Below are 26515 nucleotides of genomic sequence, written 5' to 3'. Positions count from 1 at the left end.
CGAACGTCGCTTCAGTTCTTCGCCTGCTCCACGAGGGCAGCGATGACATCGCGCACCGACATGCCTTCGGCGCGGGCCGCAAACGTCAGCGCCATGCGGTGTTCCAGCACCGGTTCGGCCAGCGCATAGACATCGTCAAGCGAGGGCGCGAGCCTGCCTTCGTAAAGCGCACGCGCACGGGCCGTCAGCATCAGCGACTGGCCGGCGCGCGGACCGGGACCCCAGGCAACGTTCTTATCGGTCAACTTGTTGCCGTGGCCGGGGCGGGCGGAACGGACGAGCGACAGAATGGCGTCCACCACCTTGTCGCTGACCGGCATCTGGCGGATGAGCGCCTGTATCTCCATCATGCGGGGCGCATCGATGACGCCGCGTGCTTCGCCCGAGGCGGTGCCCGTGGTGTCGAGCAGGATCTGGCGTTCGGCGGCAAGTTCGGGATAACCGACATCCACCTGCAGCAGGAAGCGGTCGAGCTGGGCTTCGGGCAGCGGATAGGTGCCCTCCTGTTCCAGCGGGTTCTGCGTTGCGAGAACGTGGAACGGCTTCGGCAGCTCATAGGTCTGGCCGGCCATGGTGATGTGGTATTCCTGCATGGCCTGCAGCAGCGCGGACTGCGTGCGCGGGCTGGCGCGGTTGATTTCATCGGCCATCAGCAACTGAGCAAAAACCGGTCCCTTGATGAAGCGGAACGAGCGGCGGCCGTTTTCGTCCTGGTCCATGACTTCGGAACCGAGAATATCTGACGGCATCAGATCCGGGGTAAACTGGATGCGGTTGGCGTCGAGGCCAAGCACGGTGCCGAGTGTGGTGACGAGCTTGGTCTTGGCAAGGCCGGGAACGCCGACAAGAAGGGCATGGCCGCCGGAAAGGATGGCGAGAAGCGTGTTCTGCACCACCTTTTCCTGGCCGAAGATAACCTTGGATACTTCCGCGCGGATCGCCGCAATGTCGGACAGCGCCTTTTCGGCCGAGGCGATGATCGCCTTTTCATCGAGGGTTTCGCCGGTATTCATCACGCCCATGTCGCTCTCCTCATACCTTCGCCGCTGTCACATTTGCATTCCGGTTTTGCTGGCCGCCAGCCGGAACGGATTTTGCGCTGCATATAGCTTATTGCTCTCTTGGCCGCTGACAAGCGCCATTCGAATGACTATGTCGTGACTTAGTATTTCCTTATCGGCAAAGCGAGACTCGAATATGGCAGCGGAGACGATAAATTCGGCTGATGATGCGGCTGGCCTTGCGGCGTTGATTTCCCGCGCCGCGGAACAGACCGGTGACGCCAGGCGCGGACCGGCCCCGGTGGAGCGCTGGAATCCACCCTTTTGCGGCGATCTCGACATGGAAATCCGCGCTGACGGCACCTGGTTCTACCTCGGCACGCCCATTGGCAGGGCGCCGCTGGTGCGGCTGTTTTCGACCGTTCTGCGCAAGGATGAGGATGGCAAAACCTATCTTGTAACTCCTGTGGAAAAAGTCGGCATCCGGGTCGTCGATGCGCCTTTCGTCGCCGTGGAAATGAAGGTGACGGTGGGCGAGGAGGATGGGGAGCCTGTGCTCACTTTCCGGACGAATGTTGGCGACGTGGTAGAGGCGGGGCGGGAGCATCCGCTGCGGTTTGAAATTTCGGGCGAAAACCGCGAGTTGAAGCCCTATCTTCTGGTCCGCGGCCGTCTGGAAGCGCTTGTCTCGCGAGCCGTGATGTACGACCTCGTCGCCCTCGGTGAAGTGATCGAGGTTAACGGCGTCGACATGTTCGCGGTGCGCTCGGGTGGCGTCGTTTTTCCAGTCATGCCCGCCAATGAACTGGAACGGCTTTCACAATGACGATCACGACAATAGGCCTCAGGGCTTTTACTGCCAGCGACTTCCGCCGCCGGGTGCTGCAGGAGGGCGAGGGCGTGGCCGAGCGCGAAAATGGCGACCATGTCCTCAATCCGGGCGTGGTGCTGTCCGGGAACGGCATCAAGCTGAAAGACGCCGCCGTGCTGGTCCCCGTTATCGATGACGGCAATGATGCCCGGGTGATCTTCACCCAGCGCACCTCCACCTTACGCAAACATTCAGGTCAGATTTCCTTCCCGGGCGGCGGTATCGACGCCGAGGACCGCACGCCGGAAGAGGCAGCATTGCGCGAAGCGGAGGAGGAAATCGGTCTGTCCCGGTCCTTCGTGGAAACGGTGGGGCGATTGCCGGATTATATCTCCGGTACGGGTTTCCGGATAAAGCCGGTGCTGTCCGTTGTTCGGCCGGGCTTCGACCTCACGCTCAATCCGGCGGAAGTGGACGAAGTTTTCGAGGTGCCGCTGTCCTTCCTGATGAACCCTGAAAACCACGCGCGCGGTAGCCGCATCTTTCAGGGGAAGGAGCGGTTTTTCTATGAAATGCCCTATGGCGAACGCTACATTTGGGGCATTACGGCGGGCATCGTCAGGACGATTTACGAAAGGTTTTATTCATGAACAGCCTTGCCGGCCAGGACTGTTTCGAAAAACCGGCGCTGAAGCGCATTTTCGCGCTTTTGAATGCCGATGGCGGCGAGGTGCGGATCGTCGGCGGCGCGGTGCGCAACGCGCTGATGGGCCTGCCGGTGGTCGATATCGACATGGCCACGACGCTGACCCCTGACGTGGTTGTTGCGCGGGCCAAGGCTGCGGGTATCAAGGCGGTGCCAACAGGCATCGAGCATGGCACGGTAACGCTGGTCATCGACGGTGAAGGTTTCGAGGTGACGACGCTGCGCCGCGATGTGGAGACCAATGGCCGCCACGCACAGGTGGCCTTCGGCTCCGACTGGCAGACCGATGCCGAGCGGCGCGATCTCACCATCAATGCTCTTTATGCCGATGAAAAGGGCGAGATCATCGACCTTATCAACGGGTTGCCCGATATCGAAACCGGAACCGTGCGCTTCATCGGCGATGCGGCGACGCGAATTTCGGAAGATTATCTGCGGATTCTCCGCTTTTTCCGCTTTTTTGCCCATTATGGCTCTGGCCGCCCGGATGCCGATGGCTTGCGAGCCAGCGCACGGGCCAAGGACAGGCTGGCGACGCTTTCGGCCGAGCGGGTGTGGAGCGAGTTGAAAAAGCTGCTTTCAGCCCGCGATCCGTCCCGCGCCCTGCTCTGGATGCGGCAATCGGGCGTTCTAACGGAAATTCTTCCCGAAACCGAGAAGTGGGGTATCGACGCCATTCACGGTCTGGCCGCGACGGAGCAGGCTCTTGGCTGGGCGGTGGATCCAATGCTGCGGCTTGCCGCGATCGTGCCGCCGGATAGGGAGAGGATGGCCTCTCTGGCCGCGCGGCTGAGGCTGTCGAAGGCAGAAGCTGCCTACCTTGCCCATTGGGCCTCGGCCCCGCCGGCAGACCCCGAACTGAAGGAGACGGCGCTCGACCGGCTGCTTTATCGTCAAGGTGTCGAAGGCGTGAAGACGCGGCTGAAACTCGCGCTTGCCTCCGCTCGTGCCGATATTTCGGCCGGCGAGACAGCCATGCAGAAGGTTGCACGGTTTTCGACGCTGCTGGCGAGGGCGGAGAAATTCCAGAAGCCCGGATTTCCGTTAAGCGGTGCAGACGTGATGGCAGCGGGCGTCGCGGCCGGTCCGCAGGTCGGCGAGGTGCTGAAAAGCCTTGAGGAAAAGTGGATCGACGTCAATTTCTCACTTGACCGGGCAGCGCTGACCGCCCGGCTTAAAGAGATGCTTCAGGACTGATATTGCCAGAGCGCTGATACTCCAGTCTAAGCCGCATTCGCCTCGTCGCGGATGCGGGCCTTGATGTTCTCGATCATATTTTCGCGGATAACGGTTTCGCCGTGGGCCGAGCGCATATGCTCCACCGTGCGGCGGACGACTTCAGCATCGTCATCTGCGCGTGTATGCCAGGCGCAGCCCGGCACGAGCGTTCCACATTCGAAAAGTCTCATGGTCTTGCCTCCCTGCTTCAGAAAAAGGCAGCATTGAAGTGACGTGCTGCCCTTCCGTTATGAAACAAAAGTCCGCCGCTTATGTTCCAAAGCGGCGTCCTTGAGCGCTGATACCGGACTTATTCGGGCATCGCCCAGCACTGGAAAACGGAGGACGTCCCGGCTGGCGGGATTTTTGTGCTGGGTCGTTCGTCGTTATCCGCGCGCTTCACGGCTTTTCCGGCGAGCGTGCGTTTCACCTGTTCGACATAAAAGGAATGCGGCAGTTCGCGATCGCCTGTTGAGCGCATTTCGGCGGCCAGGCGGTCAATCAATGCGGTGGTATCGATGGATTGCGATGCTCCCTCGGCGGAAGCAGAAATAGGCATGCTGTTCGAAGTAATCATGACGATAGCTCCTCCAGTACGTCTGCGGAAGGAGACTACCACTGCCTTGATTTTTCCATAAGTCCTAATTTACGCTATTTGCGACAAAATGGCTGATAAGCGTCAAATTTGCGTGAGGTTTTCAGGGCCAGCGCACCACCGGCGGCAGGGAAGACAGGATCGATTCGACATTGCCGCCGGTCTTCAGTCCAAAGATGGTGCCGCGATCGTAGAGAAGGTTGAATTCCACGTAGCGGCCACGGCGAATAAGCTGCTCGTCGCGGTCCTCTTCCGTCCAGTTCTGGTTGAAATTGGCGCGGACGATTTTCGGATAGACCAGATTGAAGGCCCGGCCGACATCCTGCACGAAGGCGAAATTGGCGTCCCAGCCGCCATTTTGCTCTTGCGGATGCAGCCAGTCGAAAAAGATGCCGCCGGTGCCGCGCGGCTCGTCGCGGTGCTTCAGGTAGAAATACTCGTCGCACCACGTCTTGTATCGTGGATAGTCCGCCACGGGATGGCGGTTGCAGGTGATCTCGAAGGCGCGGTGGAACAGCTGGGTATCGGCGTCCTGTTGCGTCCGCCTGCGGCCAAGCACCGGCGTCAGGTCCGCGCCGCCGCCGAACCAGTGGCTGGTGGTGACCACCATGCGGGTATTCATATGCACGGCCGGCACATTGGGATTGACCGGATGGGCGATGAGCGACAGTCCCGATGCCCAGAAGCGCGGGTCTTCTTCCGCGCCCGGTATCTGCTTGCGGAATTCCGGCGAAAATTCGCCGTAGACGGTGGAGGTGTGCACGCCAACCTTTTCGAAGACGCGCCCTTCCATCATAGACATCTTGCCGCCGCCGCCTTCACCATTGTCACGCAGCCAGTCTTTCTGGACGAAACGGCCCGGTTCCTGATCGGACAATGGGCCGGTCAGTTCATTTTCCAGTGTTTCGAAGGAGGCGACGATGGTGTCGCGCAGATGCTGGAACCATGCCTGGGCAACGGCCTTCTTGTCTTCAATGTCCTCGGGCAAGCCCTTCGGCAAGATCGGCCGTTCCATGTCTCATTCTCCTGCGGTGTAGTCTGTCATGCCGCCTCTAGCAGGTGTTTGCGCCGCGCACAAATTCGACTCGCCAAGTCAGCGTGTCGACACTATCTTTAAAGACGTAGGTGCCAGAGGTGAATATCATGACGAAATTTACCGGACCGCCGCCCCTCGACGGGCTGAAGCGCAGAATTGCCAATCACCGCAGGGAGCGCGACAGCGCCGGCGGCGAACAAAAGCGTGAGGGCATGTTCGTGCGGCAAACGTTTTGTCTGGGACGCGAGGAAGCCCGCGCCAAGGCCCGAGAATGGTTCGACAGCTTTCCCAAGGCCGCTTACTGGACGGAAGTGGAAAGCTGGCGGCAGCTGGAAGGCGACCGCATCGAATTCACCATGCGCCGGCTTCCCTCGGCAGACTGATTTTTAGAGTGCTTTCGTCTTTCCGTACCAAAAAAACGGACCAGATTTTCTAAAATCCTCTAGGCGCGCGGCTCAGCATATCGCAAACGGCTTTCGATCAGCACGCCGCTTTCATCCAGAATGGGGTGCGCCACCGAAACGATATGGGCGTTGATACGCTTGAGGTCGCGCAGCATGTCGAGATGCAGCGAGCTTGTCTGCATGCTTTCCGTCAGCCCGTCGCGCAGCCGCTCCAGATGGCGGTTGGAGGATTGTTTTTCGAGGCGGCGAATATCCACCTTGCTTTCCATCAGCCTGCGGGCAAGTTCGAAATCGCCGGTCACCAGAATGCTCTGGGCGGCGCGCAGGTTCTCGATGGTCATGTCGAACAGGGTCTTCAACTCCTCATAACCGTCATCGGAAAATTTGAAGCTGTTCAGCACCTTCTTGCGGATCTGTTCGCAAATGCCCTTTTCGATGATGTCGCCGATATGTTCGAGGTTGATGGCATAATCGATGATTGCGATTGAACGGCGGGCATCCTCATCGTCAAGCCCCTTGCGGCCGAGCTGGGACAGATAGACCTTTACTTCCTGCTGGCGGCGGTCGACCTTTTTTTCAAGCAGGGATATTTCGGCAAGCGGCGCCAGGTCGTTGTGCTTGAAGGCGTTTTCGGCGCGGATCAGCATTCGCTCGATGCTGTCGCCGACGCCCAGGACCTCCCGCGTTGCATTGGCCAGTGCCACTACCGGCGTTGCCAGCGCCTGTTGATCGAGGAAATTCGGGCCGTCTTCGGCTTTCGGATCACCGGGAACCAGCTTCGTCATCAGATCCGATATGAGGCCCGAGAAGGGCCATGCGAGCGCGGCCAGGATGACGTTAAAGATGAGATGGGCGTCGACCGGCAGTTTCGCGGGTGAAAGCGGCAATTGCTGCAGGAACTCCGCGCCATAGGAGGCGAGCGGCAGGGCGATGAGGCAGCCAGTGGTGCGCACCGCGAGATTGCCTATGGTGATGCGCCGCGCCGAGGCGGGGCCGGAAAGCGTGGCGATGACCGGAGGAATGGCGCCGCCGAGATTGGCGCCGAGAATGAGGACGATGACGAGGCCGGTGGAAAGCGTTCCGGTGGCCGCAAGCGACAGGATCAACACCACCACGGCAAGGCTGGAGGAGGAGACGAAGGCAAGCACCGCGGAGAAAATCAGCGCAACGGGCCACGCCCCGTCGAGCAGGCCGATAAAGACGGCAAGCGCGGGCGAGGCGCGCATGGGCTCGGTCGCGCCGCTCAGCAGATGCAGTGACAAAAGCATCAGGCCGATCCCGATAAGCGCCGTTCCGCCGCCCTGCCTGGCGTTGGAGCTTCCCTTCTTGAGCACGATGCCCGCGAGGATCAGAAGCGGTGACAACCATTCGACGCCCGCCGCCACGATCCACGCGGTCACGGCGGTGCCGACATTGGCGCCAAGCAGCACGACCTGTGCCATGCGCGGCTTGATGAGGTCACGTTCGGCGAAGGAGGCGACGGTGAGAGCGGTTGCCGTGGAGCTCTGCAGCGCGACGGTGGCGAAGAAGCCGGAAAAGAAGGATCGGGGCCCGTTCTGGGTGCCGGTGGCGAGTACGCTCCTCAGTTTCATGCCAAAGGCACGGGTCACGCCATCCTTCACCTGGGTGAGGCCGAAGAGCAGCAGCGCGACCGCGCCGAGAAGATTGACGATGACAATGGTGGACTGCATGCGACGTCTCCACACACCCGCCGGCGGACCGTCTCGGCGAGGGCGATTTTTATTGTCCGGCTAATCAGTATAGGAGCGTGAACGCCTCCGGTACAGGCCGGGTTGCGACAGTTTCGCGGCAAAAACGGCCAATTTTCAAGTTTGCCCGAAAAATTGGCTGTAAAGATGGCAGGTCAGGACCATGAGGTCTGGCGCAAGGCCTCGCCGGTGACCATCGCAGCCGACATCGCAACGTTGATCGAGCGCTGCCCGGCGACCATCGGAATGATGATTCGCTCATCCGCCTTTTCATGCACGTGATCAGGCACGCCCGCACTTTCGCGGCCAAAGAGCAGGATATCGTCGGCACGATAGGTGATATCAGTATAGGGCTGGGCTGCCTTGGTGGAGGCGAGGACGAGCCGCCGGCCGGTGGTTGCCCGCCATTCCTCGAAGCGATCCCAGCTGACATGGCGCGTGAGGGCGGCCGCCGCAATGTAGTCCATGCCGGCCCGTTTCAGATTGCGATCCGAGATGTCGAAACCTGCGGGTTCGATGATGTCGACGCCAAGGCCAAGGCAGGCGGCCAGCCGCAGGATGGTGCCGGTATTGCCGGGAATGTCGGGCTGGTAAAGGGCGATTCTGATTTCGGTCGTGGTGCCGGACATGGAGATCTCACTGCGGTTGCTGTGCTCGTCCGATTATCACGCGCGGACAGGGGACGACAGGCAGTTTGCGAAAAGTCCCTCTCGGGTGTCATTCCAGACCGGATATTCATGCGCGTGACACACTGGGCGGCTACCCATTCACCAGTACATCATCAGGCTTGCCCGAACCATCGGGAACGGTTGACGTCGGCCTACTTGAGCCGGATCTTCTGCACGCAGGAACAGGGGGATAGCATGTCCGAACGGGTGAATTTCGTCCATCTGACCGATCTGCATGTGGGCAATCCGCAGGTGCAGGATGACGATCTTTATTCAGAGACCTCGGCCACGCTTTCCACGACGCTTGCGCAGATCAAGGCGCTGGTGCCGCCGCCCGAATTCATCATCGTCAGCGGCGATCTGACCAATCGGGGCGATGCCGGCAGCTATGAGGAGCTCAAGCGTCTGATAAAGGAAGCGGAACTCGGTATGCCTGTGCTTTTCGCGCTCGGCAATCACGACCGCCGCGATGGATTTTATCCCGTGATGCTCGATCGCCACGAGGATCTGGACGAGCCCTATGACCATGCCGAGGTGATTGCCGGCATTCACATCATCGTCATGGACACCAGCGTTCCCGGCAAGGTTGGGGGTGCTTTCGAACCCGGACAGGTCGAATGGCTTGAGGATGAGCTGGAAAACCATCCCGAATTGCCGAAGCTGCTGGTGATGCACCATGCGCCGGCGCTTGATTTCGACCGTCCCGATGCGGAGTGGGAATCCCTGTCCTTTGATGATACCGAGATTCTGGACGAACTGCTGTTCGAACATGATGTCATTGGTATTCTGGCAGGCCACATCCATTACGACCGCATGTCACACTGGCAGGGCATTCCCATCGTGGTCGGTATCGGCCAGCATTTCGCGACCGATCCTCTATGGCTGCATGAGGGCGTACGCATGCTCTCCGGCGCATCTTTCGCCATCGGCACGATAAGGGATACGGGCCTGACCGTCACCTTTGCCCCGCAGCCCAGCGACCGGCGGGAACTCAAGCGCCATACTCAGGCCGGAATGATCGAGTTGATCACGGAATATGAGAGTGGTCAGGCGCAGGACGCAGCCGAATAAGGCGACGCAGCACGGCAGGCGGCGGTCGGAAACCTTTGCGGGTAAATCCGTCCATTTGTGCTACTCGACACATCTTGAGTTTTCGAGCGTGTCGGTGTCTTTCCGGCTGGTCATTGCTTAATTTTTGCGCTACAAGGCCATATCTTCAACACCAGCCAAGGGAGGTTCTTATGCCAAATGACATTCGTATTCGCCTCCCGGCCCCAGTAGTGCTGCTGCTGGCCTAGGTGTTACTCCGCGGCTCGGCCGCGTTTCCCATATTCCGATTCGTCATGTGGCTGTCACGGCCATGTTCAAAGACTTTTCCGTTCCGTCGTGGGCCATATTGCGTCCGCTTACCTTTGACGACGGGGCGATTTATTGCCGGAGCTTGGCCTATGTTTGGCTGGTTTGAAAAACGTCTCGATCCCTTTCCGTCTTCGACGCCTTCCGTGCCGCCGAAGACGCTTCTGCCGTTCCTGTGGCATTATGTAAAGCCCGCCTGGCCGTGGCTGCTGCTGCTCGGCCTGATGTCGATGGGCATCGCCGTTGCGGAAGCGATGCTTTACAAATTCCTCGGCAATATCGTCGACTGGCTTTCCACGGCCAATCGTGAGACGTTTTTTGCCGATGAGGGCTGGCATCTGATCATCATGGCCGGGCTGGTGCTGTTTCTGCTGCCGCTGATGGGCGCGATCCACACCATGACGATGCACCAGACGCTTGCCGGCAATTTCGGCATGATTGCGCGCTGGAAAATGCACCGTTTCCTGCTGCGCCATTCCATGACGTTTTTCGCCAATGAATTTGCCGGCCGGGTTTCGACCAAGGTCATGCAGACGGCGCTGGCGATCCGCGAAGTGGCACTGAAGGTCATCGACGTCTTCGTCTACGCGATCAGCTTTGTCGTTTCGATGCTGTTCATGGTCGCGGCTGCCGATTGGCGACTGGTTATCCCCCTTTTGGTCTGGCTGGGTATCTACATGGGTATCCTCGCCTATTTCGTGCCCAAGCTCGGCCGGCTGGCGCAGGAGCAGGCCGATGCGCGCTCCATGATGACGGGCCGGATAGTCGACAGCTATACGAATATCTCGACGATCAAGCTGTTTTCCCATGCGGGCCGCGAGGAGAGATACGCGCGTGAGGGCATGAACGTGTTTCTCGGAACCGTTCACCGCCAGATGCGCAAGATTTCCGGCTTCAACATCCTGATCGACCTCAACAATGCGGTGGTTCTGTTTTCGACGGCCGCGCTCGGTCTTTATTTCTGGATGCAGGGTTCGGTGACGGCCGGTTCGGTTGCCATCGCCATCAGCCTCGCCATGCGCGTCAACGGCATGTCCCAGTGGATCATGTGGGAAGTCACGTCGCTGTTCGAAAACATCGGCACGGTCTATGACGGCATGTCGATGATGACGAAGCCGCATGACATCGTCGACGTTCCGAAGGCGCCTCAGCTTGCCGCGCCGCAGGGCGGCATCCGCTACGACAACGTCCGCTTCCACTATGGCAAGAACAAGGGCGTGATCGACGGGCTGACGCTCGACATCAAGCCAGGCGAGAAAGTTGGTCTTGTCGGTCGTTCGGGGGCGGGCAAGACGACGCTGATGAACCTGCTGCTGCGTTTTTACGATCTGGAAGGCGGCAGGATCACCATCGACGGTCAGGACATCTCCAAGGTGTCGCAAGACAGCCTGCGAGAATTGATCGGTGTCGTGACGCAGGATACGTCGCTGCTGCACCGCTCGATCCGCGACAACATTGCCTATGGTCATCCGGAAGCCACCGACGAGCAGGTGATTGCGGCAGCAAAGCGTGCCAATGCCTGGGATTTCATCGAAACGCTGGTCGACATGCATGGTCGCCAGGGCCTCGATGCCCAGGTAGGTGAACGCGGCGTGAAACTGTCGGGCGGCCAGCGCCAGCGTATCGCAATTGCGCGCGTCTTCCTCAAGAACGCGCCGATTCTGGTACTTGATGAGGCGACCTCGGCGCTCGATTCAGAAGTCGAGGCGGCAATTCAGGAGAACCTGTTCTCGCTTATGGAAGGCAAGACGGTGATCGCCATCGCCCACCGTCTCTCGACGCTGACCGAAATGGACCGGCTGATCATTCTGGACAAGGGCCGGATCGTGGAAGCGGGCAGCCATGCGGAACTGGTGGCAATGGGCGGCATTTACGCCGATCTGTGGCGGCGCCAGTCCGGCGGCTTCATCGCCGATCACGAGGCGGAAGCGGCCGCGGAGTAAGGAAAGACGGAGGGCGGGAAACAGGGTTCCCGCCCTCCGTCTTTTATTCCCGCCTTTTTCATTTCCCGAACGTTACCGAAATATAATCTCTCACCGTCGCCTCCGCGGCTGTTCCCGCACCGGGAATCCGCCTATATCCGGATCATGCTCATTACCCGCATCTTCGAGTATTTCGAGAACTGGATAAAGCCCTTCGACCGCAAGGACGATTTGCGGCCGCCGGAAAGCACGTTCGCCTTCATCTGGTTCTATATTTCGCAGGCGAAAGCGCCGTTCTTTGCGATGCTGGTGCTGGGTGGGCTGACTGCGGCCATCGAGGCGGCGCTTTTCTGGTTCGTCGGTCGGCTTGTTGATATTCTCTCGACGGTAAAACCGGAAGAAGGCTGGGCCGGGTTGCTTTCCACCCATGGCGGCGAACTCGTCGGCATGCTTGTCCTGATCGGCGTCATCCGCTTCATCGTCACAATGCTGACGGCGCTGGTGGATCAGCAGATCATCACGCCCGGCTTCTACAATCTGGTGCGCTGGCAATCCTACATGCATGTGGCGCGGCAGTCGCTGACCTTTTTCCAGAACGATTTTTCCGGCCGCATCGTCACCAAGGTCTGGTCCGGCGGGCAGGCGGCGGGCGACCTTGTGACCTCGTTGATGGAAAGCGTCTGGTTCGTCGGCATCTATTCCGTCTCGATGCTGTTTCTGATCGGGGGGCTGGACTGGCGGCTTGCGGTCGTCGTCGTTGTCTGGGTGGCGATCTTCTCGCTGCTGGCGCGCTATTTCGTGCCGCGCATCCGCTATCATTCAAAAGAAACGGCGGAAGCCGCCTCCATGCTTTCCGGCCGCATGGTAGATGCCTACAGCAATATCCAGACCCTGCGGCTGTTCGGGCGCGACGACGCCAATGACCGCTACATGCGGCAGGGCTTCGATATCTTTCAGCGTGCGACGATGACGTTCACGCGGTTCATTACCGGCGTGCGGGCATCGATGGCGCTGCTGTCAGGCGTTATGATCACGTCCATGGCGGCTCTCTGCATCGATCTGTGGCTTTCCGGCAAGATCAGTTCCGGTGCGGTGGCCTTCACGCTGGCGCTGGTGCTGCGTCTCAATTTCCTGCTGGGGCGCCTGATGACGCAGTTCAACGGCATCATGCGCAATTTCGGCACGGTGCAGAACGCCGCCGAGTTGATCTCTCAGCCGATCGGTCTGGTCGATGCGCCTGACGCGGTTATGCTGGAAGTTAAAAAACCGAGCATTCGTTTCGAGAATGTCAGTTTCCACTATGGCCGAAAGAACGGCGTCATCGACCATCTCAATCTCGACATCAGGGCAGGGGAAAAGGTCGGCATCGTCGGACGCTCCGGCGCGGGAAAATCCACCCTCGTCAATCTGCTGCTGCGGTTTTACGATGTCGAGAAAGGACGCATTCTCATCGACGGGCAGGATATTGCGGGGGTAACCCAGGAATCGCTGCGGGCCCATATCGGCATGGTTACGCAGGACACCTCGCTGCTGCATCGCTCTATCAGGGACAACATCCTGTTCGGCCGCACCGACGCCAGCGAAACGCAATTGCAGGAGGCGACGCGACGGGCCAAGGCGGACGACTTCATCAAGCGGCTGGAGGATCAGCGCGGACGCACCGGTTTCGACGCCCATGTGGGCGAACGCGGGGTGAAACTCTCCGGCGGCCAGCGCCAGCGCATCGCCATTGCCCGTGTGATGCTGAAGGATGCACCAATCCTCGTGCTTGATGAGGCGACCTCGGCGCTCGATTCCGAGGTAGAGGCTGCGATCCAGAGTAATCTGGACGAGCTGATGCAGGGCAAGACGGTGCTGGCAATCGCCCACCGCCTTTCGACCATCGCGGCGCTCGACCGGTTGATCGTGATGGATCAGGGGCGCATCGTCGAGCAGGGCACACATTCGGAACTGGTCTCGCGGGGCGGACTCTATTCGGAGCTCTGGGCGCGGCAATCGGGCGGGTTTCTCGCGGCAGACGAGGCGATCTCGTAAAGCGCGGCGCTATTTGCCGATCATGAAGTCGGCCATCAGGCCGTAATGATTAGAGCCGAGACTGTCCGGCAGGCGCGTGGTTTTTATCAGCGTTGCCGGTTCACGGGCGAAGATATGGTCGATGGCTATGCCGAAACGTCCTGCTTCCGTTGGCCAAGTCGCGGGCTCCCAGGGGGCTTTCCTGAGATCGTTGGCGGCCAGAAAATCCCGCATATCGGGAGCGATGCTTGCCGAATTGAAGTCTCCTGCAAGAATGAGCGGCCCGGTGACGCGGTAGAGAATTTCGCTGACCTCGTCCAGCTCGTCGCGATGATAATCGTCGAAATAGGGCTTGGTAAGATGTGCCGCGGCAAGCGTGACTTCCCTGCCGTCGAGATCGATTTTGGCGATCGCGAAACGGTCGCGGCGCAGGTCGCTAAGACTATGAAAATGGCCTTCGAGCAAAGGCCGCTTCGACAGGATCACGAGGTCACAGCCCGGCGTTCCCTCGAAGCAGCCCAGCCTGTGCGGATATGTCTGTTGCAGACGCGGCAGAGCCGATTGCAGGGCGTCCGCTTCAAAGAGATAAACCGCATCGGCGTGTGATTCGACAATCGCGTCGGCAATAACCTCCGCATTGGCGGCGTTATCCATCAGAACATTGAAAGAAAGCAGCCGGAACGGCTGCGCATCCGGTGCGGCCGTGGCCGATGTCGAAAAATCCAGAAGCATGGCCACCGCATGGACGGCGAGCGCAATCGACCAGACCAAGAGCACGGCGGAAAAGGCGTCGCGCATGAGCCAAAATACCAGCCATGACAACAGGATGCAGATGATGGCGATATGAAGCTGGAAGCTGGTGACGAAGGCAAGAAGCCAGAAATCGATAATGTAGCGCAGACTTGCAATGACGAGAACGGCAGCAACCGCCGTGGAAACCATGCACGAGAGCTTCGCCGTCATCCGAATCCCTGCTTTCCAAGCTCTCCCTCGTAGTCTCCTAACATGGCGCCTTTGGGTGCACAATGTTGCCCGACTGCCAGAGGCGGCGAAAAAATGAGAAGCAAATCGGGCGCTTCGGGCAGAATTACGGCAGCTTTGTGTGCTTTGCTCTTGCCAAGTCGGTCAATATTTTGCGATCACACAGAGTGACGCGGTTTCTTGATGCCGCAGTTGTGTCCAGGACGGTGGGACGGAGATTGTCCTGGATCAAATCATAGCGGGAGGACTCATGCGATTTACGGCAAAAACAGCGCAGAGGATGGTGTAGCGGTGAGCGAGCACGTAACCAATCACGACGCTTCGGGTGAACCGACCCGTCGCGATTTTCTTTATCTAGTGACAGGAATGGCGGGCGCCGTCGGTGCCGCCGCAGTTGCATGGCCTTTCATTGACCAGATGCGCCCCGATGCATCGACGCTGGCGCTGGCCTCCATCGAAGTGGATGTCGCGGCGGTCGAGCCGGGCATGTCACTTACCGTCAAGTGGCGCGGCAAGCCGATTTTCATCCGCAACCGCACGGAAAAGGAAATCGAGGAAGCCAAGGCGGTCGCTCTTGGCGAACTCAAGGATCCGGTGGCGCGCAACGCCAACATTGCCGCCGACGCGCAGGCGACCGATATCGACCGTTCCGCCGGCGAGGGTAAGGAAAACTGGATCGTCATGGTCGGTTCCTGCACCCATCTCGGCTGCGTTCCGCTCGGCCAGGCCGGCGATTTCGGCGGATGGTTCTGTCCCTGCCATGGCTCGCACTACGATACGGCGGGCCGCATACGTAAGGGTCCGGCGCCGCAGAACCTCGCCATCCCGACATTTGCATTCACATCCGATACCGTGATCAAGATCGGATAAGGGGACAGATATTCATGAGTGGTCATTCCAGTTATCAGCCGTCTACCGGCATCGAGAGGTGGATCGATTCGCGGCTTCCCTTGCCGCGCATGATCTATGACAGCTTCGTTGCCTATCCTGTCCCGCGTAATTTGAACTACGCCTACACTTTCGGCGCGATGCTTTCCGTCATGCTGATCGTGCAGATCCTCACCGGCGTCGTGCTGGCCATGCATTATGCGGCCGAAACGACGGTTGCCTTCAATTCCGTCGAAAAGATCATGCGCGACGTCAACCACGGCTGGCTGCTGCGCTACATGCATGCCAACGGCGCGTCGTTCTTCTTTATCGCGGTTTACCTGCACATCGCCCGTGGCCTCTATTACGGCTCCTACAAGGCGCCGCGTGAAATCCTCTGGATTCTTGGCTGCGTCATCTTCCTGCTGATGATGGCGACGGGCTTCATGGGCTATGTTCTGCCCTGGGGTCAGATGTCCTTCTGGGGCGCGACCGTCATCACCGGCTTCTTCACGGCGTTTCCTGCCATCGGCGAATGGATCCAGCAGTTCCTGCTCGGCGGCTTTGCCGTGGATCAGCCGACGCTGAACCGCTTCTTTGCGCTTCACTATCTGCTGCCCTTCATGATTGCGGGCGTCGTTATCCTGCATATCTGGGCGCTGCACGTCACCGGCCAGACCAATCCTACCGGCGTCGAAGTGAAGAGCAAGACCGACACCGTTCCCTTCACGCCCTATGCGACGCTGAAGGATGCGCTCGGTGTTTCCGTGTTCCTGATCGGTTATGCCTGGTTCGTCTTCTACATGCCGAACTTCCTTGGCCACCCTGATAACTACATCATGGCAGATCCCTTGAAGACCCCGGCGCATATCGTTCCGGAATGGTACTTCCTGCCGTTCTACGCCATGCTGCGCGCCATCACCTTCAACATCTGGGTCATCGACTCCAAGCTGGGTGGCGTTCTCGTGATGTTCGGCGCAATCGTCGTGCTGTTCTTCCTGCCCTGGCTCGATACGTCGAAGGTTCGCTCCGCCGTCTATCGTCCCTGGTACAAGATGTTCTTCTGGCTGTTCGTGGTGAACGCCATCATGCTCGGCTGGCTGGGTTCGCGCCCGGCGGAAGGCACCTACGTCATCATGTCGCAGATCGGCACGCTTTATTACTTCGGTTTCTTCCTCGTCATCATGCCGATCCTCGGTCTGGTCGAAACGCCCCGGCGTATTCCGAATTCGATTACCGAGGCCGTTCTCGAAAAGAACGCCGCCAAGTCGGGTGCCGCGCCTGCGGCTGCCGAAATCTGAGCGCGAAGGAAGGATGACGACAATGAAGAAGCTTGTAACGAGCATCGCGCTTTTCGCCGCCATCGGCTGTTCCTTCACCGTCGCCTCGGCGGCGGAGGAGAGCCATGACCTCGCCACCAAGACGGAACATGCGATTGCCGGGGGCCACTTCCCGGTGATCAAGCCCGAGGAGCAGAGCTGGTCATTTGCCGGTCCTTTCGGCAAATATGACAAGGGCCAGCTGCAGCGTGGTCTCAAGGTCTACAAGGAAGTCTGCTCGGCCTGCCATTCCATGAGCCTTGTCTCTTTCCGTACGCTGGAGGATCTTGGCTATTCGGAAGAGCAGGTAAAGGCTTTCGCCGCTGAATATGAAGTGCAGGACGGTCCGAATGCCGACGGCGAAATGTATAATCGCAAGGCCGTGCCGTCAGATCATTTCCCGTCGCCATTCCCGAACCATGAGGCGGCTGCTGCCGCCAATGGTGGCGCCGCACCGCCAGACATGTCGCTGCTTGCCAAGGCGCGCGGCGTGGAGCGTGGTTTCCCGCAATTCATCATCGACATGATCCCGATCGTCGGCGGTTATCAGGAGGGCGGCCCGGATTACATCCATGCGCTGCTGACCGGATATCAGGACCCGCCGGCTGGTGTTGAAGTGGCCGAAGGCACACATTTCAATCCGTATTTCGTCAGCGCGGTCGCGTTGAAGATGGCGCCGCCGATCAGCGCCGATCAGGTGACTTACGACGATGGCGCGCCGCAGACCGTGGATCAGTATTCCAAGGATGTGGCCGCCTTCCTGATGTGGGCTGCAGAACCGCATCTGGAAGAGCGCAAGCGCACCGGCTTCATGGTCATGGTGTTCCTGTTCATCTTCACCGCGCTGATCTATCTCACCAAGAAATCGGTCTACGCCAACAAGGAACATTGATCGGCACTACGGTGCCGGCAGTCATCGGCCCCCATGGTCTCCATGGGGGCCTTTTTACTTGAAGTCTGGCATTGACCTGGTTGTCGTTCACAAGATGCGGATTTGCGATGCTCCATACCAATCGGCGTTGGCCGAAGGTTGCGCCGGTCCTTTTTAGTTGGTGCGCCGCCGTCAAGTTGATAGGGTGGCCTGAACCATCCATTTCCCATTTTTAACTGGAAATACCATGACCGTTATCGCTTCGGAGCTTTCCGCTGCCATCCGTTCCATTCCCGACTATCCGAAGCCGGGCATCATCTTCAGGGACATCACCACGTTGCTTGGCAATCCCCGCGCTTTCCGCCGCGCCGTGGACGAACTCGTACAACCTTATGCGGGAACGAAGATCGACAAGATCGCGGGCATGGAAGCGCGCGGCTTCATTCTGGGCGGCGCGGTGGCGCATCAGCTTTCTGCCGGCTTCGTGCCGATCCGAAAGAAGGGAAAGCTCCCGCATGCCACGGTAAGGGTTGCCTATAGCCTGGAATACGGCGTCGATGAAATGGAAATGCATGTTGATGCGGTGCAGCCGGGTGAAAAGGTCATTCTGGTCGATGACCTTATTGCGACCGGCGGGACTGCCGAGGGCGCGGTCAAGCTTTTGCGCCAGATGGGCGCGGAGATCGTCTCCGCCTGCTTCGTTATCGATCTGCCTGATCTCGGCGGCCGCAAGAAACTCGAGGACCTCGGTGTCGAGGTACGGACTCTGGTGGAATTTTCCGGTCATTGAGCGGCGGGTGGGGCAGGTCGCAATGACATGCCCCGAAGCTGGCTTACTCGAATTCCAGAACCCCGCTCTGGAAAGTCAGGACGGTCTCTCCCGACTGGTTGACCCCTTCGTTAAATGTGGTGTTCAGCCAGATACCGGCCCGGGATTCCAGCGCCCGGGTATCGAGCAGGGTGACGAAGTAGGTGACATCGTCTCCCGCGAAGACCGGCTTTTTCCATTTAAGTTCGCGAAAGCCCGGTGAAGGGCCGAGTTTTGGCGGTTCAAGGCCCTCAAGCTTCAGTCTTTTAACCTCTTTGGCCCAGTACGAGAGAAAACACTTCATCCAGCCTGCACCAGTGTGCCATCCAGATGCGCAAAGTGCGCCGAAAACGCTGTTCTTTGCGGCTTCGGCATCAAGATGAAATGGCTGCGGATCGAAATCGCGGGCGAAGCGAATAATGTCTTCGGCCGAAAAATGCAGCGTATCGAGGGTCACTCGTTCGCCGATCGGGGAGAGTTCTGCCAGTCTCATGCCGCAATACCTCCATTGCCGCGCATCAGGAACATCACGGTGTTTTCGCCGTGCGACACCAGAACGCCGCGCTGGTTATAAAGCTCGTGGCGAAATTTCACGAGGCCGATACCGGGGCGCGAAGCCGAAGGGCGCTGCTCCAGCACGATGGATTTCCCAGAAAGCGTATCTCCTGCCAGAACCGGCTTCTTCCAATCAACGTAGTCGATGCCGGGGCTGCCCTGCGACGTCGAATCCGAGATATAGCTGTCCGCCATCATCCGCATCAGCAGACTGCAGGTGTGCCAGCCGGAAGCTGCAAGCCCACCAAGAATGCTCTGGCGGCCTGCTTCTTCGGAAAGATGCATGGGTTGCGGATCGAATTCGCTGGCGAAAGCAATGATCTGCCCTGCGGAGATCGGTTGCGGTCCAAGCGGAAACTCCCGCCCTACCGTGAAATCCTCGTAAGCATAGGTCGCGACCGGCGCCATGGTTTCCTCCCTTCGCACAGTCAATACCGTCGCATCTAAGAGGATTTTTCCCTTTACGTAAAGGTCAAATCGGTGGCGCAATATCGGAGCGGGAAGGCGCTATGGAGCGAGCGGATGCGTCTTGCATCTTCCCCCGCCGCGGAGAAGGTCGCGGCAGCGGGATGAGCGGGCGAAGGTAGCGAGCTGCGGCAACGTTGCCCTTCATCCGACCCTTGGGGCTATCTTCTCCCCGGTCGGGGAGAAGAAACAAGCGGCTAGGCCCGCCCCATAAAAGAAGCAAGCCCGTTCAGATCAAATCAGGTATTAAAGCGGAAGTGGATGACGTCACCGTCCTGAACCACATATTCCTTGCCTTCGTCGCGTCCCTTGCCAGCTTCCTTGGCGCCGACTTCGCCCTTGTAGGTAACGTAATCGTCAAAGCCGATGGTGAAGGCGCGGATGAAGCCGCGTTCGAAATCGCTGTGGATGACGCCCGCGGCGGCGGGTGCTTTGGTGCCGCGCACGATCGTCCATGCGCGTGTTTCCTTGGGGCCGACGGTGAAATAGGTGATGAGGTCGAGCAGGTGGTATCCCGCACGGATCAGCCGGTCGAGGCCGGCCTCGTTAAGACCAAGGGCCGAGAGGAATTCTTCAGCTTCATCGGCTGGAAGCTGTGCGACTTCGGCTTCGATCGCCGCCGAGATGATCACGCATTCCGCACCCTGTTGCTTCGCCATTTCTGCGACGGCTGCGGTGTGCTCGTTGCCGGACGATGCGTCGGCTTCCGAGACGTTGCAGACATAAAGCACCGGGTGCGATGTCAGAAGGTTGAGGCCTTTGAGGATTTCGATTTCCTCGTCCGCCAGTGTCTTCAAAAGCAGGCGTGCCGGCTTTCCGTCGGTGAGCAGCGCGATGACGGCTTCCATGACAGGCAGTTGGGCCAGAGATTCCTTGTCCTTGCTGGTGGCGCGCTTACGCGTTTGTTCGACGCGGCGTTCCAGGCTTTCGAGATCGGCGAGCATCAGCTCGGTCTCGATCGTTTCGGCATCGCCAACCGGGTTGATGCGGCCTTCGACATGGGTGATATCGTCGTCTTCAAAGCAGCGCAGCACGTGTACGACGGCATCGACTTCGCGGATGTTGGCGAGGAACTTGTTGCCGAGACCCTCGCCCTTCGATGCGCCGCGAACCAGACCGGCAATATCGACGAAGGAGATGCGGGTCGGGATGATTTCCTTCGAGCCGGCGATGTCGGCAAGGATTTTCATGCGCGCATCGGGCACCGCCACTTCGCCGGTATTCGGTTCGATGGTGCAGAAGGGATAGTTGGCGGCCTGTGCGGCGGCCGTTTTCGTCAGCGCGTTAAAAAGAGTGGACTTGCCGACGTTCGGCAATCCAACGATACCGCATTTGAAGCCCATGGCTTGAAACCTGTCCGTTTGAAAGAATTCGTTGAGGAGCCTTTTGCGGAAAGGGCGGGGGAAGGTCAAGCCCGCGGGTCGATTTGGGCCGGCAAAGGCTTCTTAAAGGCGAGGAATTCCTGACAGACTTGCCGATGGCGTGGTTGCGGCGCAATATAAGCGGGTCAAGCGATCGATCTTTCGTCATCAACGGGGTTTTCCCATGAGCAACCGCGATGAACGGCAGGCACGAGCGGCCACGATGAGCGACAGTCCTGTCGATCTCAAACCAAAACCGAAGGTCAAGCCAAAGCTGGAGCGGCCGAAGCTCTACAAGGTCATTCTGCTGAATGACGACTATACGCCACGTGAGTTCGTGACTGTGGTGCTGAAAGCCGTGTTCCGCATGAGCGAGGAGGCCGGCCACCGGGTGATGATGACGGCGCACCGTTTCGGCAGCGCGGTGGTCGTCGTTTGCGAACGTGATATTGCCGAGACGAAGGCCAAGGAGGCGACCGATCTCGGCAAGGAAGCGGGATTTCCGCTGATGTTCACGACCGAGCCGGAGGAGTGAGCATCAATCCTGCCGGATCTGGAAGCCGGTCTTGTTCTGCACGAAGCCGCAGCTTTCGTAAAAGGCGTGAACCTCCGGGCGTTGTTGCCCTGTCAGCAGCATCACCTTGTAACAATTCGCCGCAAAAGCCGCCTCGACGGCATGGCGCACGACCGCGCGGCCATATCCGTGGCCGCGACGGTTTTCCATTGTCACCACGTTTTCGATAAGAGCATAGGGACGGGCGGCGCGCGTGAGATTTGGAACAATCTGCAGCGTGGCGGTAGCGACCGCTTCCTCGCCTTCGGTCGCAAGAAACACGGTCAGACCCGGCTGGGCGAGCATTGCCGCAAAAGCCGTCTTTGCTTCTTCTGTCGTCATTTCCGGGTCGGATGGATTAAGCGCCCGGTAGAGATCAAGCAATCCAGCCAGATCGCTGGTTCCGGCTTCGCGCGGAGCGATGGTCTTCGAAGACATTCGCGATCTAATCCTTCTTGCCGAACATCCGCTTCAGCATCTCGGCCATCGGCCCGGTCTCCGGCAGCTTTTTAGGCTGGGCGCTGTTGCGTGCCTGGTGGATATGAGACTGCGCGGCGGGTTTGGCTGCCTTGGCCGGCTTCTCGGCTTCGGGCTTGCTGCCCGTGGCCAGCGCCAGCTTGTTCATCAGCTGGGAATCCTCAGCCTTCACCAGCATGGTGGCGTTGTCGGCAATCGCATCCAGCAGCGGCTCCAGCCAGACCCGGTCGGCCTTGGCGAAATCCCCCAGCACATGGCCGTGCACGCGCTCCTTGTCACCGGGATGCCCAATGCCGAGGCGCAGGCGTCGGTAGTCCTTGCCGCAATGGGCGTCGAGCGATTTCAGGCCGTTATGGCCACCGTGACCGCCGCCGGTCTTGATGCGCACGCGCCCGGCCGGAAGATCGAGTTCGTCATGGATGGCGATGATGTCCGCCGGCGTGAGTTTGAAGAAGCGCATCGCTTCGCCCACGGATTCGCCCGACAGGTTCATATAGGTCTGCGGTTTCATCAGCAGGACCTTTTCTCCGGCGATCTCGCCTTCGGAAATCTCGGCCTTGAATTTCTTTGACCAGGGCGCGAACGAAGGCAGGCGCTGTAACGCATCCACCGCCATGAAGCCGATATTGTGCCGGTTTCCGGCATATTGCGTGCCGGGATTACCAAGTCCTGCGATGATCTTCATGAAGCATGTCCGCGTTGTGCCTGATGATGCTGTTGTCACCACCCTGAAATCCGCTGGCTGTCAATCTTTTTGTGGGGTTGCGGCAATGCCGGCCGACGCTCAGGGCCTGATGAGATCGTAACGGTCGAAGATCCGCTGTTGTGTCCCGTCGGCGATCAGCTCATCGAGACGGGCCTGCAATTTCGCGATAACCTCGTCCGGCACGCTCTTGTTGCAGGCAAGCCCAAGCTGCTGTCTCGACAGCGTTATCACTTCCCTGAAAGTGTGCGCCGGCAGGCTTTTGAAGGTGCTTTCCGACATGGGCATAAGGTCGATGCGTCCGGCCGTCAGCTTGTGAAGCGTGATCTCGAAATCCGCGCCGACATCCACCTGCGGAAAACCGAGCGTTTCCAGAAGGGTTTCGGTGTAGTCGCCGCGCTGGGTTCCAACCCGGTATTTCTTGGCGTCTTCGAGGCTCAGGACATTGATATTCGCCTTGCGCCGCGCCACGAGAATGTTGCGATCGATATGGATTGGCGAGACCCATTTGAAGAGCTTTTCCCGCTCGGCGGTCCGCGCCGTGGCGAAGGCACAATGCATCGGCTGTGTTGTGGCAAGGGCGATCGCCCGGGCCCACGGCATGACGGCGACCTCGTAGCTGGTGCCGGTGTCCTCAAGAATGATCTTGAGCTGGTCGAAATAGACGCCGCGTACGCTGCCGTCACTGCCCTGCAGGTTGTAGGGCGGGTAGACTTCCGTGGTCAGGAAAAGCTTGGCCGCGCAGACGGGATTGGCAAGAGCAAGAAAGACCAGGCAAAAGCGGATCAATCCCATAACTACTCCCCGCGGCTCAGGCTTGTCGCGCCGCTGTGCGGCTTTGTCCAGACCCGGCCTCATAGGCGGCAATCAGCCGCTCGACGGGCTGCGGGCGAGCGAAAAAGTAACCCTGGCCATAATCGGCACCCATATCCGCCAGAAGCAGCTTCTGCTCCTCCGTCTCGACACCCTCGGCGATGACAACGCAATTCATCTTGTGCGAGATGGCTGCGATACCTTCGACCAGCATGCGGTTGCGCTGCCGGATTTCCACCGTATCGTCGCAGATCGAGCGGGTGAAGGATTGGTCGATTTTTACAATATCGACCGGAAAGCGGCTGAGATAGCTGAGCGACGAGTAACCCGTGCCGAAATCATCCAGCGCGATGCGGCAACCCAGCTGATGGATGGCGGTGAGGATCGCCCGGATCTGCGGATCGTCCTTCATGATGACCGCTTCGGTGATTTCGATGACCAGCCGCCCGGGAAGAATGCCGTGCCGGTGCAACAGTCCGGCAATGCGTGTCGGCAGTCCCGGTTCGAACTGCAATGGCGAAAAATTCACCGCCACATAGGTTTGCGCCATGCCCGGCAGGCGCGACAGCCTGGCGAGATTGGCGACCGACTGATCAAGGATCACGTTGCCGATACGGTGAATGGTTCCGTTCTCTTCCGCAAGGCTGATGATGGCAGCAGGGGAAAGCAGCCCCTTATCCGGATGGTTGAGGCGCAGCAAGGCCTCGAAACCCGCTGTCTGGCCGGTTGCAATGTTTTGAATTGGCTGAAAATAGGCCTCGAACCAGTCTTCGGAAAGCGCCTGCGCGATATCCCGTTCCAGTTCCGCATGTTCGCGGGCCCTGTCCATGATCGAGCTGTCGAAGACCTGGGAGCCGTTCTTGCCCGTCCGCTTGCGGGTATACATGGCCATGTCGGCGTTCTGCAGAAGCTCGGAGGCACTCGCGGCGTGAAGGGGGTAGACCGCCATACCAATACTGGCGCTGAGGCGGATGCTGTTGTTCTCGATTTCAAATGGAGTGTCCAGCAGGGTGCAGATGCGCTCACAGAACTGCAGGGCGCGCTCTTCCACCTTGTCACCGGCCAGCAGGATTGCGAACTCGTCTCCGCCCAGACGCGAGGCGCTGTCCAGCGGTGTCAGCAGCGGCTGCAGTTTTAATGTGAATTCGCGCAGAACGGCATCGCCTGCGGCGTGACCGAGATTGTCGTTGATGGCCTTGAACCGGTCGAGATCTATGAACAGGCACGCGAGTTCGCTGCCGTTCCTGTCCGCATCGCGAATCTGCAGGTCGAGGATGGCCTCGAAGCCCTGACGGTTGAAGAGGCCGGTCAGATGGTCGGAAATGGCCTGCTGGCGATTGCGCTTTTCCGACTGCCGAAGTTCGGTCACGTCGGTCATAACGCAGAGGCAGGTGCTGTGATGGGCCGTATCGCTGGAATCGAGGGCTTTTTCTAGGATAAGGGCATCCATGACGCTGCCATCCCTGCAGTGGAAGCGAACGGTGATGCCTGCCTGTTGGGTGTCAGCCGCCTGATGCGCCGCCTTGCGTTCCTGGAATAATGTCCGGTCATCGGGGTGGATGAGGTCGGCGAAATTCAGGCCGAGTATTCTGGCGCGGTCATAACCGGTCGCCTGCACCCAGTAGTCGCTGACGGCGGCGATCCTGTCGTGCCTGTCCAGCGAAAACAGCATGGCCGGCGTGCGGTTGTAGATTTCCGTCTTGCGGGCGTGGGCGTTCTTTATCTCCAGCTCTTCCTTTTCGAGCTGGCTCTGCATTTCGTTGAAGCTTTTCGCCAGCCGGCCGATCTCGTCTTTCGACCGCCAGTCGACGTGGTGGCGGGAGCCGAGGCGTCGTGTCGCTTCTATTGCCGCGGCCAGCCGCATCAGCGGGCGGATGACCATGAAGCGGTTACCGGCAATGGCGGCAAGGACCATGGTGAGAATGGCGAGGATGAAAATCGTGATAAAGGCCAGTTCGGTGCGGCTTAGAGAGGTCAGAAGACCGACATCATCGTAATACACCGTCAATTGGCCGACCGTGACGGGCCCCTTGGTCGTCTTGTAGATAACCTCGCGCGTCGTCGAGGCGGCATCCTGGATGATGTCGCTGCCGGCGGTCTGAACGACATCAAGCTGGCCGGACGTATCCTTGACCTCGACCATACGGATCATGGGATCGGAGACAAGGGTTCCGGTAATCTGGTTTATCGTGTCGTCATCGAGGTCCCACAGGGGGCGGGCCAGCGCCTGCGTATTCGTCGACAGCAGAATTTCGATATGGTTGCGCTGGCTGCGAATAGCCTCGTTATAGGAAAGTGTGAGCAAAAGCGTGAAGAGCGGGGCGACCACTGTAAGAAGTGCGCCGGAAACAATCGCGATAAAGCGACTTTCGACGGAATGAGCCATGTTCGATTGCAGCTACCCTTTGCCCCAGACTTGCTGCGCCCTGTTTCATCCTTTCGGACAGAGATGCGTCAGATTCCGGGCCGAGCCCTTTCCCCACGCTATTTCTCGACCCGCCGGTGTTTCCATGAGGGCGCAAGGGTATCGTTTCATGGAAGTGTTAATCGACGCTGAAACAGGGCCCGCATCGCTGGCGGGGAGCGGGCTTTCTGTTTTTAAAGTTCATAAAAACTAAAAGGCCCGTTCCGGAAACGGAACGGGCCTTGTTCTTCAAAGCTGTCCGGCCTTACGGCCGCCGATTTTATTCTTCGGAAGCTTCTTCAGTTGCCTCTTCTTCAACGCCTGCTGCCGGGGCAACGATCGTTGCGATCGTGAAGTCACGGTCGGCGATAACGGGCGTGATGTTCTTCGGCAGCTTGACGTTCGAGATGTGAACGCTGTCGCCGATCTTCAGGCCGGAGAGGTCAACCGTGATGGCTTCCGGAATGTCGTTGGCCGGGCAGTGGAATTCCACCGTGTGGCGAACGATGTTCAGAACGCCGCCGATCTTGATGTCCGACTTTTCTTCGTTTTCGAAGTGAACCGGAATTTCGACGTTGACGAGCGTGTTGCCCGAAACGCGCAGGAAGTCGACATGCATGGTGAAGTCGCGGACCGGATCAAGCTGGTAATCCTTCGGGAGAACCTTGATCTTCTTGCCGTCGACGTCGATCGTCGCAACCGTCGTCATGAAACCGCCGGCGTGGATACGCTTGGTGACTTCGTTGGTGGACAGGGCGATAGAAATGGGGGCCTGCTTGTCACCATAGATGACAGCGGGAATCAAACCGTTGCGGCGAAGTTCACGAGAGGACCCCTTACCAACTCGTTCGCGCGCCTCGGCCTTGAGCTCATACGATTCTTTGCTCATGGCAATTCCT

Annotated in this window: 27 protein-coding genes; 12 read left to right on the top strand and 15 right to left on the bottom strand. The window is 59.3% G+C overall.

The features are described 5' to 3' along the window. Window positions 1–11 precede the first annotated feature (11 nt). Window positions 12–1022 carry an AAA family ATPase gene (locus tag EGT36_RS02625; protein WP_004442986.1) on the bottom strand — a complete coding sequence of 337 codons (1011 nt, stop codon included), beginning with the start codon at window positions 1020–1022 and terminating at the stop codon, window positions 12–14. A 175-nt stretch (window positions 1023–1197) separates the two neighbouring features. Between EGT36_RS02625 and EGT36_RS02620 the strand changes: the two genes are divergently transcribed. Genes EGT36_RS02620 through EGT36_RS02610 form a run of 3 tightly spaced genes read left to right on the top strand, consistent with a single transcriptional unit; the run spans window position 1198 to window position 3715 of the window. Further along, window positions 1198–1827, top strand: coding sequence for a DUF1285 domain-containing protein (locus EGT36_RS02620; RefSeq protein ID WP_037089768.1), 630 nt, complete (start codon window positions 1198–1200; stop codon window positions 1825–1827). Beyond that, window positions 1824–2462, top strand: coding sequence for a CoA pyrophosphatase (locus tag EGT36_RS02615; RefSeq protein ID WP_006699454.1), 639 nt, complete (start codon window positions 1824–1826; stop codon window positions 2460–2462). The genes EGT36_RS02620 and EGT36_RS02615 overlap by 4 nt, the downstream gene beginning before the upstream one ends. Continuing rightward, window positions 2459–3715 (top strand): CCA tRNA nucleotidyltransferase, encoded by a 1257-nt coding sequence (locus EGT36_RS02610; protein WP_037089769.1) that lies wholly within the window; start codon window positions 2459–2461, stop codon window positions 3713–3715. The genes EGT36_RS02615 and EGT36_RS02610 overlap by 4 nt, the downstream gene beginning before the upstream one ends. Before the next feature lie 26 nt (window positions 3716–3741). Here the strand turns inward: EGT36_RS02610 and EGT36_RS02605 are convergent, their stop codons facing one another. The 3 genes from EGT36_RS02605 to hemF form a co-directional block, all read right to left on the bottom strand. Further along, entirely contained in the window at window positions 3742–3927 is a 186-nt protein-coding gene (locus EGT36_RS02605; protein WP_004442982.1) for a DUF1059 domain-containing protein, read from the bottom strand. Window positions 3928–4046: 119 nt separating this feature from the next. Continuing rightward, window positions 4047–4313, bottom strand: coding sequence for a hypothetical protein (locus EGT36_RS02600; protein ID WP_004442981.1), 267 nt, complete (start codon window positions 4311–4313; stop codon window positions 4047–4049). 121 nt (window positions 4314–4434) lie between these two features. After that, window positions 4435–5346 carry an oxygen-dependent coproporphyrinogen oxidase gene (hemF, locus tag EGT36_RS02595; protein WP_004442979.1) on the bottom strand — a complete coding sequence of 304 codons (912 nt, stop codon included), beginning with the start codon at window positions 5344–5346 and terminating at the stop codon, window positions 4435–4437. Window positions 5347–5474: 128 nt separating this feature from the next. Here hemF and EGT36_RS02590 point away from each other — a divergent pair, with 128 nt between their 5' ends. Continuing rightward, complete coding sequence (locus EGT36_RS02590) at window positions 5475–5750, top strand: hypothetical protein (RefSeq protein ID WP_004442978.1); 276 nt, start codon at window positions 5475–5477, stop codon at window positions 5748–5750. A gap of 59 nt (window positions 5751–5809) precedes the next feature. Here the strand turns inward: EGT36_RS02590 and EGT36_RS02585 are convergent, their stop codons facing one another. Next, window positions 5810–7462: a Na/Pi cotransporter family protein gene (locus EGT36_RS02585; protein ID WP_037089772.1), complete on the bottom strand. Its 1653-nt coding sequence runs from the start codon at window positions 7460–7462 to the stop codon at window positions 5810–5812. Window positions 7463–7635: 173 nt separating this feature from the next. Next, a complete protein-coding gene (locus EGT36_RS02580) occupies window positions 7636–8109 on the bottom strand; it encodes a tRNA (cytidine(34)-2'-O)-methyltransferase (protein ID WP_004442975.1) in 474 nt (157 codons plus the stop codon). A gap of 234 nt (window positions 8110–8343) precedes the next feature. Between EGT36_RS02580 and EGT36_RS02575 the strand changes: the two genes are divergently transcribed. From EGT36_RS02575 to EGT36_RS02565, 3 genes are all read left to right on the top strand, one after another. Then, window positions 8344–9219, top strand: a complete 876-nt coding sequence (locus EGT36_RS02575) for a phosphodiesterase (protein ID WP_037089774.1) — start codon at window positions 8344–8346, stop codon at window positions 9217–9219. Between the two features lie 377 nt (window positions 9220–9596). After that, on the top strand, window positions 9597–11447 hold the full coding sequence (locus EGT36_RS02570) for an ABC transporter ATP-binding protein (RefSeq protein WP_037089775.1): 1851 nt from the start codon (window positions 9597–9599) through the stop codon (window positions 11445–11447). A gap of 144 nt (window positions 11448–11591) precedes the next feature. Beyond that, window positions 11592–13460, top strand: coding sequence for an ABC transporter ATP-binding protein (locus EGT36_RS02565; protein WP_037089776.1), 1869 nt, complete (start codon window positions 11592–11594; stop codon window positions 13458–13460). 9 nt (window positions 13461–13469) lie between these two features. Here the strand turns inward: EGT36_RS02565 and EGT36_RS02560 are convergent, their stop codons facing one another. Next, complete coding sequence (locus EGT36_RS02560; RefSeq protein WP_125270023.1) at window positions 13470–14402, bottom strand: endonuclease/exonuclease/phosphatase family protein; 933 nt, start codon at window positions 14400–14402, stop codon at window positions 13470–13472. Between the two features lie 309 nt (window positions 14403–14711). Between EGT36_RS02560 and petA the strand changes: the two genes are divergently transcribed. The 4 genes from petA to EGT36_RS02540 all read left to right on the top strand — a co-directional run bounded on the left by petA (window position 14712) and on the right by EGT36_RS02540 (window position 18267). After that, on the top strand, window positions 14712–15290 hold the full coding sequence (petA, locus tag EGT36_RS02555) for a ubiquinol-cytochrome c reductase iron-sulfur subunit (protein WP_004442965.1): 579 nt from the start codon (window positions 14712–14714) through the stop codon (window positions 15288–15290). 14 nt (window positions 15291–15304) lie between these two features. Continuing rightward, window positions 15305–16588: a cytochrome b gene (locus EGT36_RS02550; RefSeq protein WP_004442963.1), complete on the top strand. Its 1284-nt coding sequence runs from the start codon at window positions 15305–15307 to the stop codon at window positions 16586–16588. Window positions 16589–16610: 22 nt separating this feature from the next. Beyond that, the gene (locus EGT36_RS02545; RefSeq protein ID WP_004442961.1) at window positions 16611–17498 is read left to right on the top strand and encodes a cytochrome c1; all 888 of its coding nucleotides are present in this window, start codon (window positions 16611–16613) and stop codon (window positions 17496–17498) included. 226 nt (window positions 17499–17724) lie between these two features. Continuing rightward, window positions 17725–18267 (top strand): adenine phosphoribosyltransferase, encoded by a 543-nt coding sequence (locus EGT36_RS02540; protein WP_004442960.1) that lies wholly within the window; start codon window positions 17725–17727, stop codon window positions 18265–18267. A gap of 43 nt (window positions 18268–18310) precedes the next feature. Here EGT36_RS02540 and EGT36_RS02535 read toward each other — a convergent pair whose 3' ends face one another. From EGT36_RS02535 to ychF, 3 genes are all read right to left on the bottom strand, one after another. Then, window positions 18311–18778, bottom strand: coding sequence for a MaoC family dehydratase (locus EGT36_RS02535; RefSeq protein WP_004442959.1), 468 nt, complete (start codon window positions 18776–18778; stop codon window positions 18311–18313). Then, window positions 18775–19248: a MaoC family dehydratase gene (locus EGT36_RS02530; protein WP_037089777.1), complete on the bottom strand. Its 474-nt coding sequence runs from the start codon at window positions 19246–19248 to the stop codon at window positions 18775–18777. Before EGT36_RS02530 ends, EGT36_RS02535 begins: the two co-directional genes overlap by 4 nt. A 296-nt stretch (window positions 19249–19544) precedes the next feature. Beyond that, the gene (ychF, locus tag EGT36_RS02525) at window positions 19545–20648 is read right to left on the bottom strand and encodes a redox-regulated ATPase YchF (RefSeq protein ID WP_004442957.1); all 1104 of its coding nucleotides are present in this window, start codon (window positions 20646–20648) and stop codon (window positions 19545–19547) included. Window positions 20649–20889: 241 nt separating this feature from the next. Here ychF and clpS point away from each other — a divergent pair, with 241 nt between their 5' ends. Further along, window positions 20890–21201, top strand: a complete 312-nt coding sequence (gene clpS, locus EGT36_RS02520; protein ID WP_006699463.1) for an ATP-dependent Clp protease adapter ClpS — start codon at window positions 20890–20892, stop codon at window positions 21199–21201. A gap of 3 nt (window positions 21202–21204) precedes the next feature. Here clpS and EGT36_RS02515 read toward each other — a convergent pair whose 3' ends face one another. From EGT36_RS02515 to EGT36_RS02495, 5 genes are all read right to left on the bottom strand, one after another. After that, window positions 21205–21657: a GNAT family N-acetyltransferase gene (locus EGT36_RS02515; RefSeq protein WP_037089778.1), complete on the bottom strand. Its 453-nt coding sequence runs from the start codon at window positions 21655–21657 to the stop codon at window positions 21205–21207. Window positions 21658–21664: 7 nt separating this feature from the next. Then, the gene (pth, locus tag EGT36_RS02510; RefSeq protein WP_037089779.1) at window positions 21665–22381 is read right to left on the bottom strand and encodes an aminoacyl-tRNA hydrolase; all 717 of its coding nucleotides are present in this window, start codon (window positions 22379–22381) and stop codon (window positions 21665–21667) included. A gap of 99 nt (window positions 22382–22480) precedes the next feature. Next, entirely contained in the window at window positions 22481–23194 is a 714-nt protein-coding gene (locus EGT36_RS02505) for a substrate-binding periplasmic protein (protein ID WP_037089780.1), read from the bottom strand. Window positions 23195–23210: 16 nt separating this feature from the next. After that, window positions 23211–25598: an EAL domain-containing protein gene (locus EGT36_RS02500; RefSeq protein WP_037089781.1), complete on the bottom strand. Its 2388-nt coding sequence runs from the start codon at window positions 25596–25598 to the stop codon at window positions 23211–23213. A 298-nt stretch (window positions 25599–25896) separates the two neighbouring features. After that, the gene (locus tag EGT36_RS02495; RefSeq protein ID WP_004442950.1) at window positions 25897–26505 is read right to left on the bottom strand and encodes a 50S ribosomal protein L25/general stress protein Ctc; all 609 of its coding nucleotides are present in this window, start codon (window positions 26503–26505) and stop codon (window positions 25897–25899) included. Window positions 26506–26515 lie beyond the last annotated feature (10 nt).

Origin of the sequence: Agrobacterium sp. FDAARGOS_525, from assembly GCF_003938925.1 — a bacterium.
In the GTDB taxonomy this organism is placed as follows: domain Bacteria; phylum Pseudomonadota; class Alphaproteobacteria; order Rhizobiales; family Rhizobiaceae; genus Agrobacterium; species Agrobacterium pusense.
This window is presented reverse-complemented; position numbering and strand designations above follow the sequence as displayed.

Excerpts from the sequence above, each read along its gene's own strand:
- EGT36_RS02625 (WP_004442986.1), bottom strand. The coding sequence starts at position 1,022 with ATGGGCGTGATGAATACCGGCGAAACCCTCGATGAAAAGGCGATCATC.
- EGT36_RS02620 (WP_037089768.1), top strand. The coding sequence starts at position 1,198 with ATGGCAGCGGAGACGATAAATTCGGCTGATGATGCGGCTGGCCTTGCG.
- EGT36_RS02615 (WP_006699454.1), top strand. The coding sequence starts at position 1,824 with ATGACGATCACGACAATAGGCCTCAGGGCTTTTACTGCCAGCGACTTC.
- EGT36_RS02610 (WP_037089769.1), top strand. The coding sequence starts at position 2,459 with ATGAACAGCCTTGCCGGCCAGGACTGTTTCGAAAAACCGGCGCTGAAG.
- EGT36_RS02605 (WP_004442982.1), bottom strand. The coding sequence starts at position 3,927 with ATGAGACTTTTCGAATGTGGAACGCTCGTGCCGGGCTGCGCCTGGCAT.
- EGT36_RS02600 (WP_004442981.1), bottom strand. The coding sequence starts at position 4,313 with ATGATTACTTCGAACAGCATGCCTATTTCTGCTTCCGCCGAGGGAGCA.
- hemF (WP_004442979.1), bottom strand. The coding sequence starts at position 5,346 with ATGGAACGGCCGATCTTGCCGAAGGGCTTGCCCGAGGACATTGAAGAC.
- EGT36_RS02590 (WP_004442978.1), top strand. The coding sequence starts at position 5,475 with ATGACGAAATTTACCGGACCGCCGCCCCTCGACGGGCTGAAGCGCAGA.
- EGT36_RS02585 (WP_037089772.1), bottom strand. The coding sequence starts at position 7,462 with ATGCAGTCCACCATTGTCATCGTCAATCTTCTCGGCGCGGTCGCGCTG.
- EGT36_RS02580 (WP_004442975.1), bottom strand. The coding sequence starts at position 8,109 with ATGTCCGGCACCACGACCGAAATCAGAATCGCCCTTTACCAGCCCGAC.
- EGT36_RS02575 (WP_037089774.1), top strand. The coding sequence starts at position 8,344 with ATGTCCGAACGGGTGAATTTCGTCCATCTGACCGATCTGCATGTGGGC.
- EGT36_RS02570 (WP_037089775.1), top strand. The coding sequence starts at position 9,597 with ATGTTTGGCTGGTTTGAAAAACGTCTCGATCCCTTTCCGTCTTCGACG.
- EGT36_RS02565 (WP_037089776.1), top strand. The coding sequence starts at position 11,592 with ATGCTCATTACCCGCATCTTCGAGTATTTCGAGAACTGGATAAAGCCC.
- EGT36_RS02560 (WP_125270023.1), bottom strand. The coding sequence starts at position 14,402 with ATGACGGCGAAGCTCTCGTGCATGGTTTCCACGGCGGTTGCTGCCGTT.
- EGT36_RS02550 (WP_004442963.1), top strand. The coding sequence starts at position 15,305 with ATGAGTGGTCATTCCAGTTATCAGCCGTCTACCGGCATCGAGAGGTGG.
- EGT36_RS02545 (WP_004442961.1), top strand. The coding sequence starts at position 16,611 with ATGAAGAAGCTTGTAACGAGCATCGCGCTTTTCGCCGCCATCGGCTGT.
- EGT36_RS02540 (WP_004442960.1), top strand. The coding sequence starts at position 17,725 with ATGACCGTTATCGCTTCGGAGCTTTCCGCTGCCATCCGTTCCATTCCC.
- EGT36_RS02535 (WP_004442959.1), bottom strand. The coding sequence starts at position 18,778 with ATGAGACTGGCAGAACTCTCCCCGATCGGCGAACGAGTGACCCTCGAT.
- EGT36_RS02530 (WP_037089777.1), bottom strand. The coding sequence starts at position 19,248 with ATGGCGCCGGTCGCGACCTATGCTTACGAGGATTTCACGGTAGGGCGG.
- ychF (WP_004442957.1), bottom strand. The coding sequence starts at position 20,648 with ATGGGCTTCAAATGCGGTATCGTTGGATTGCCGAACGTCGGCAAGTCC.
- clpS (WP_006699463.1), top strand. The coding sequence starts at position 20,890 with ATGAGCGACAGTCCTGTCGATCTCAAACCAAAACCGAAGGTCAAGCCA.
- EGT36_RS02515 (WP_037089778.1), bottom strand. The coding sequence starts at position 21,657 with ATGTCTTCGAAGACCATCGCTCCGCGCGAAGCCGGAACCAGCGATCTG.
- pth (WP_037089779.1), bottom strand. The coding sequence starts at position 22,381 with ATGAAGATCATCGCAGGACTTGGTAATCCCGGCACGCAATATGCCGGA.
- EGT36_RS02505 (WP_037089780.1), bottom strand. The coding sequence starts at position 23,194 with ATGGGATTGATCCGCTTTTGCCTGGTCTTTCTTGCTCTTGCCAATCCC.
- EGT36_RS02500 (WP_037089781.1), bottom strand. The coding sequence starts at position 25,598 with ATGGCTCATTCCGTCGAAAGTCGCTTTATCGCGATTGTTTCCGGCGCA.
- EGT36_RS02495 (WP_004442950.1), bottom strand. The coding sequence starts at position 26,505 with ATGAGCAAAGAATCGTATGAGCTCAAGGCCGAGGCGCGCGAACGAGTT.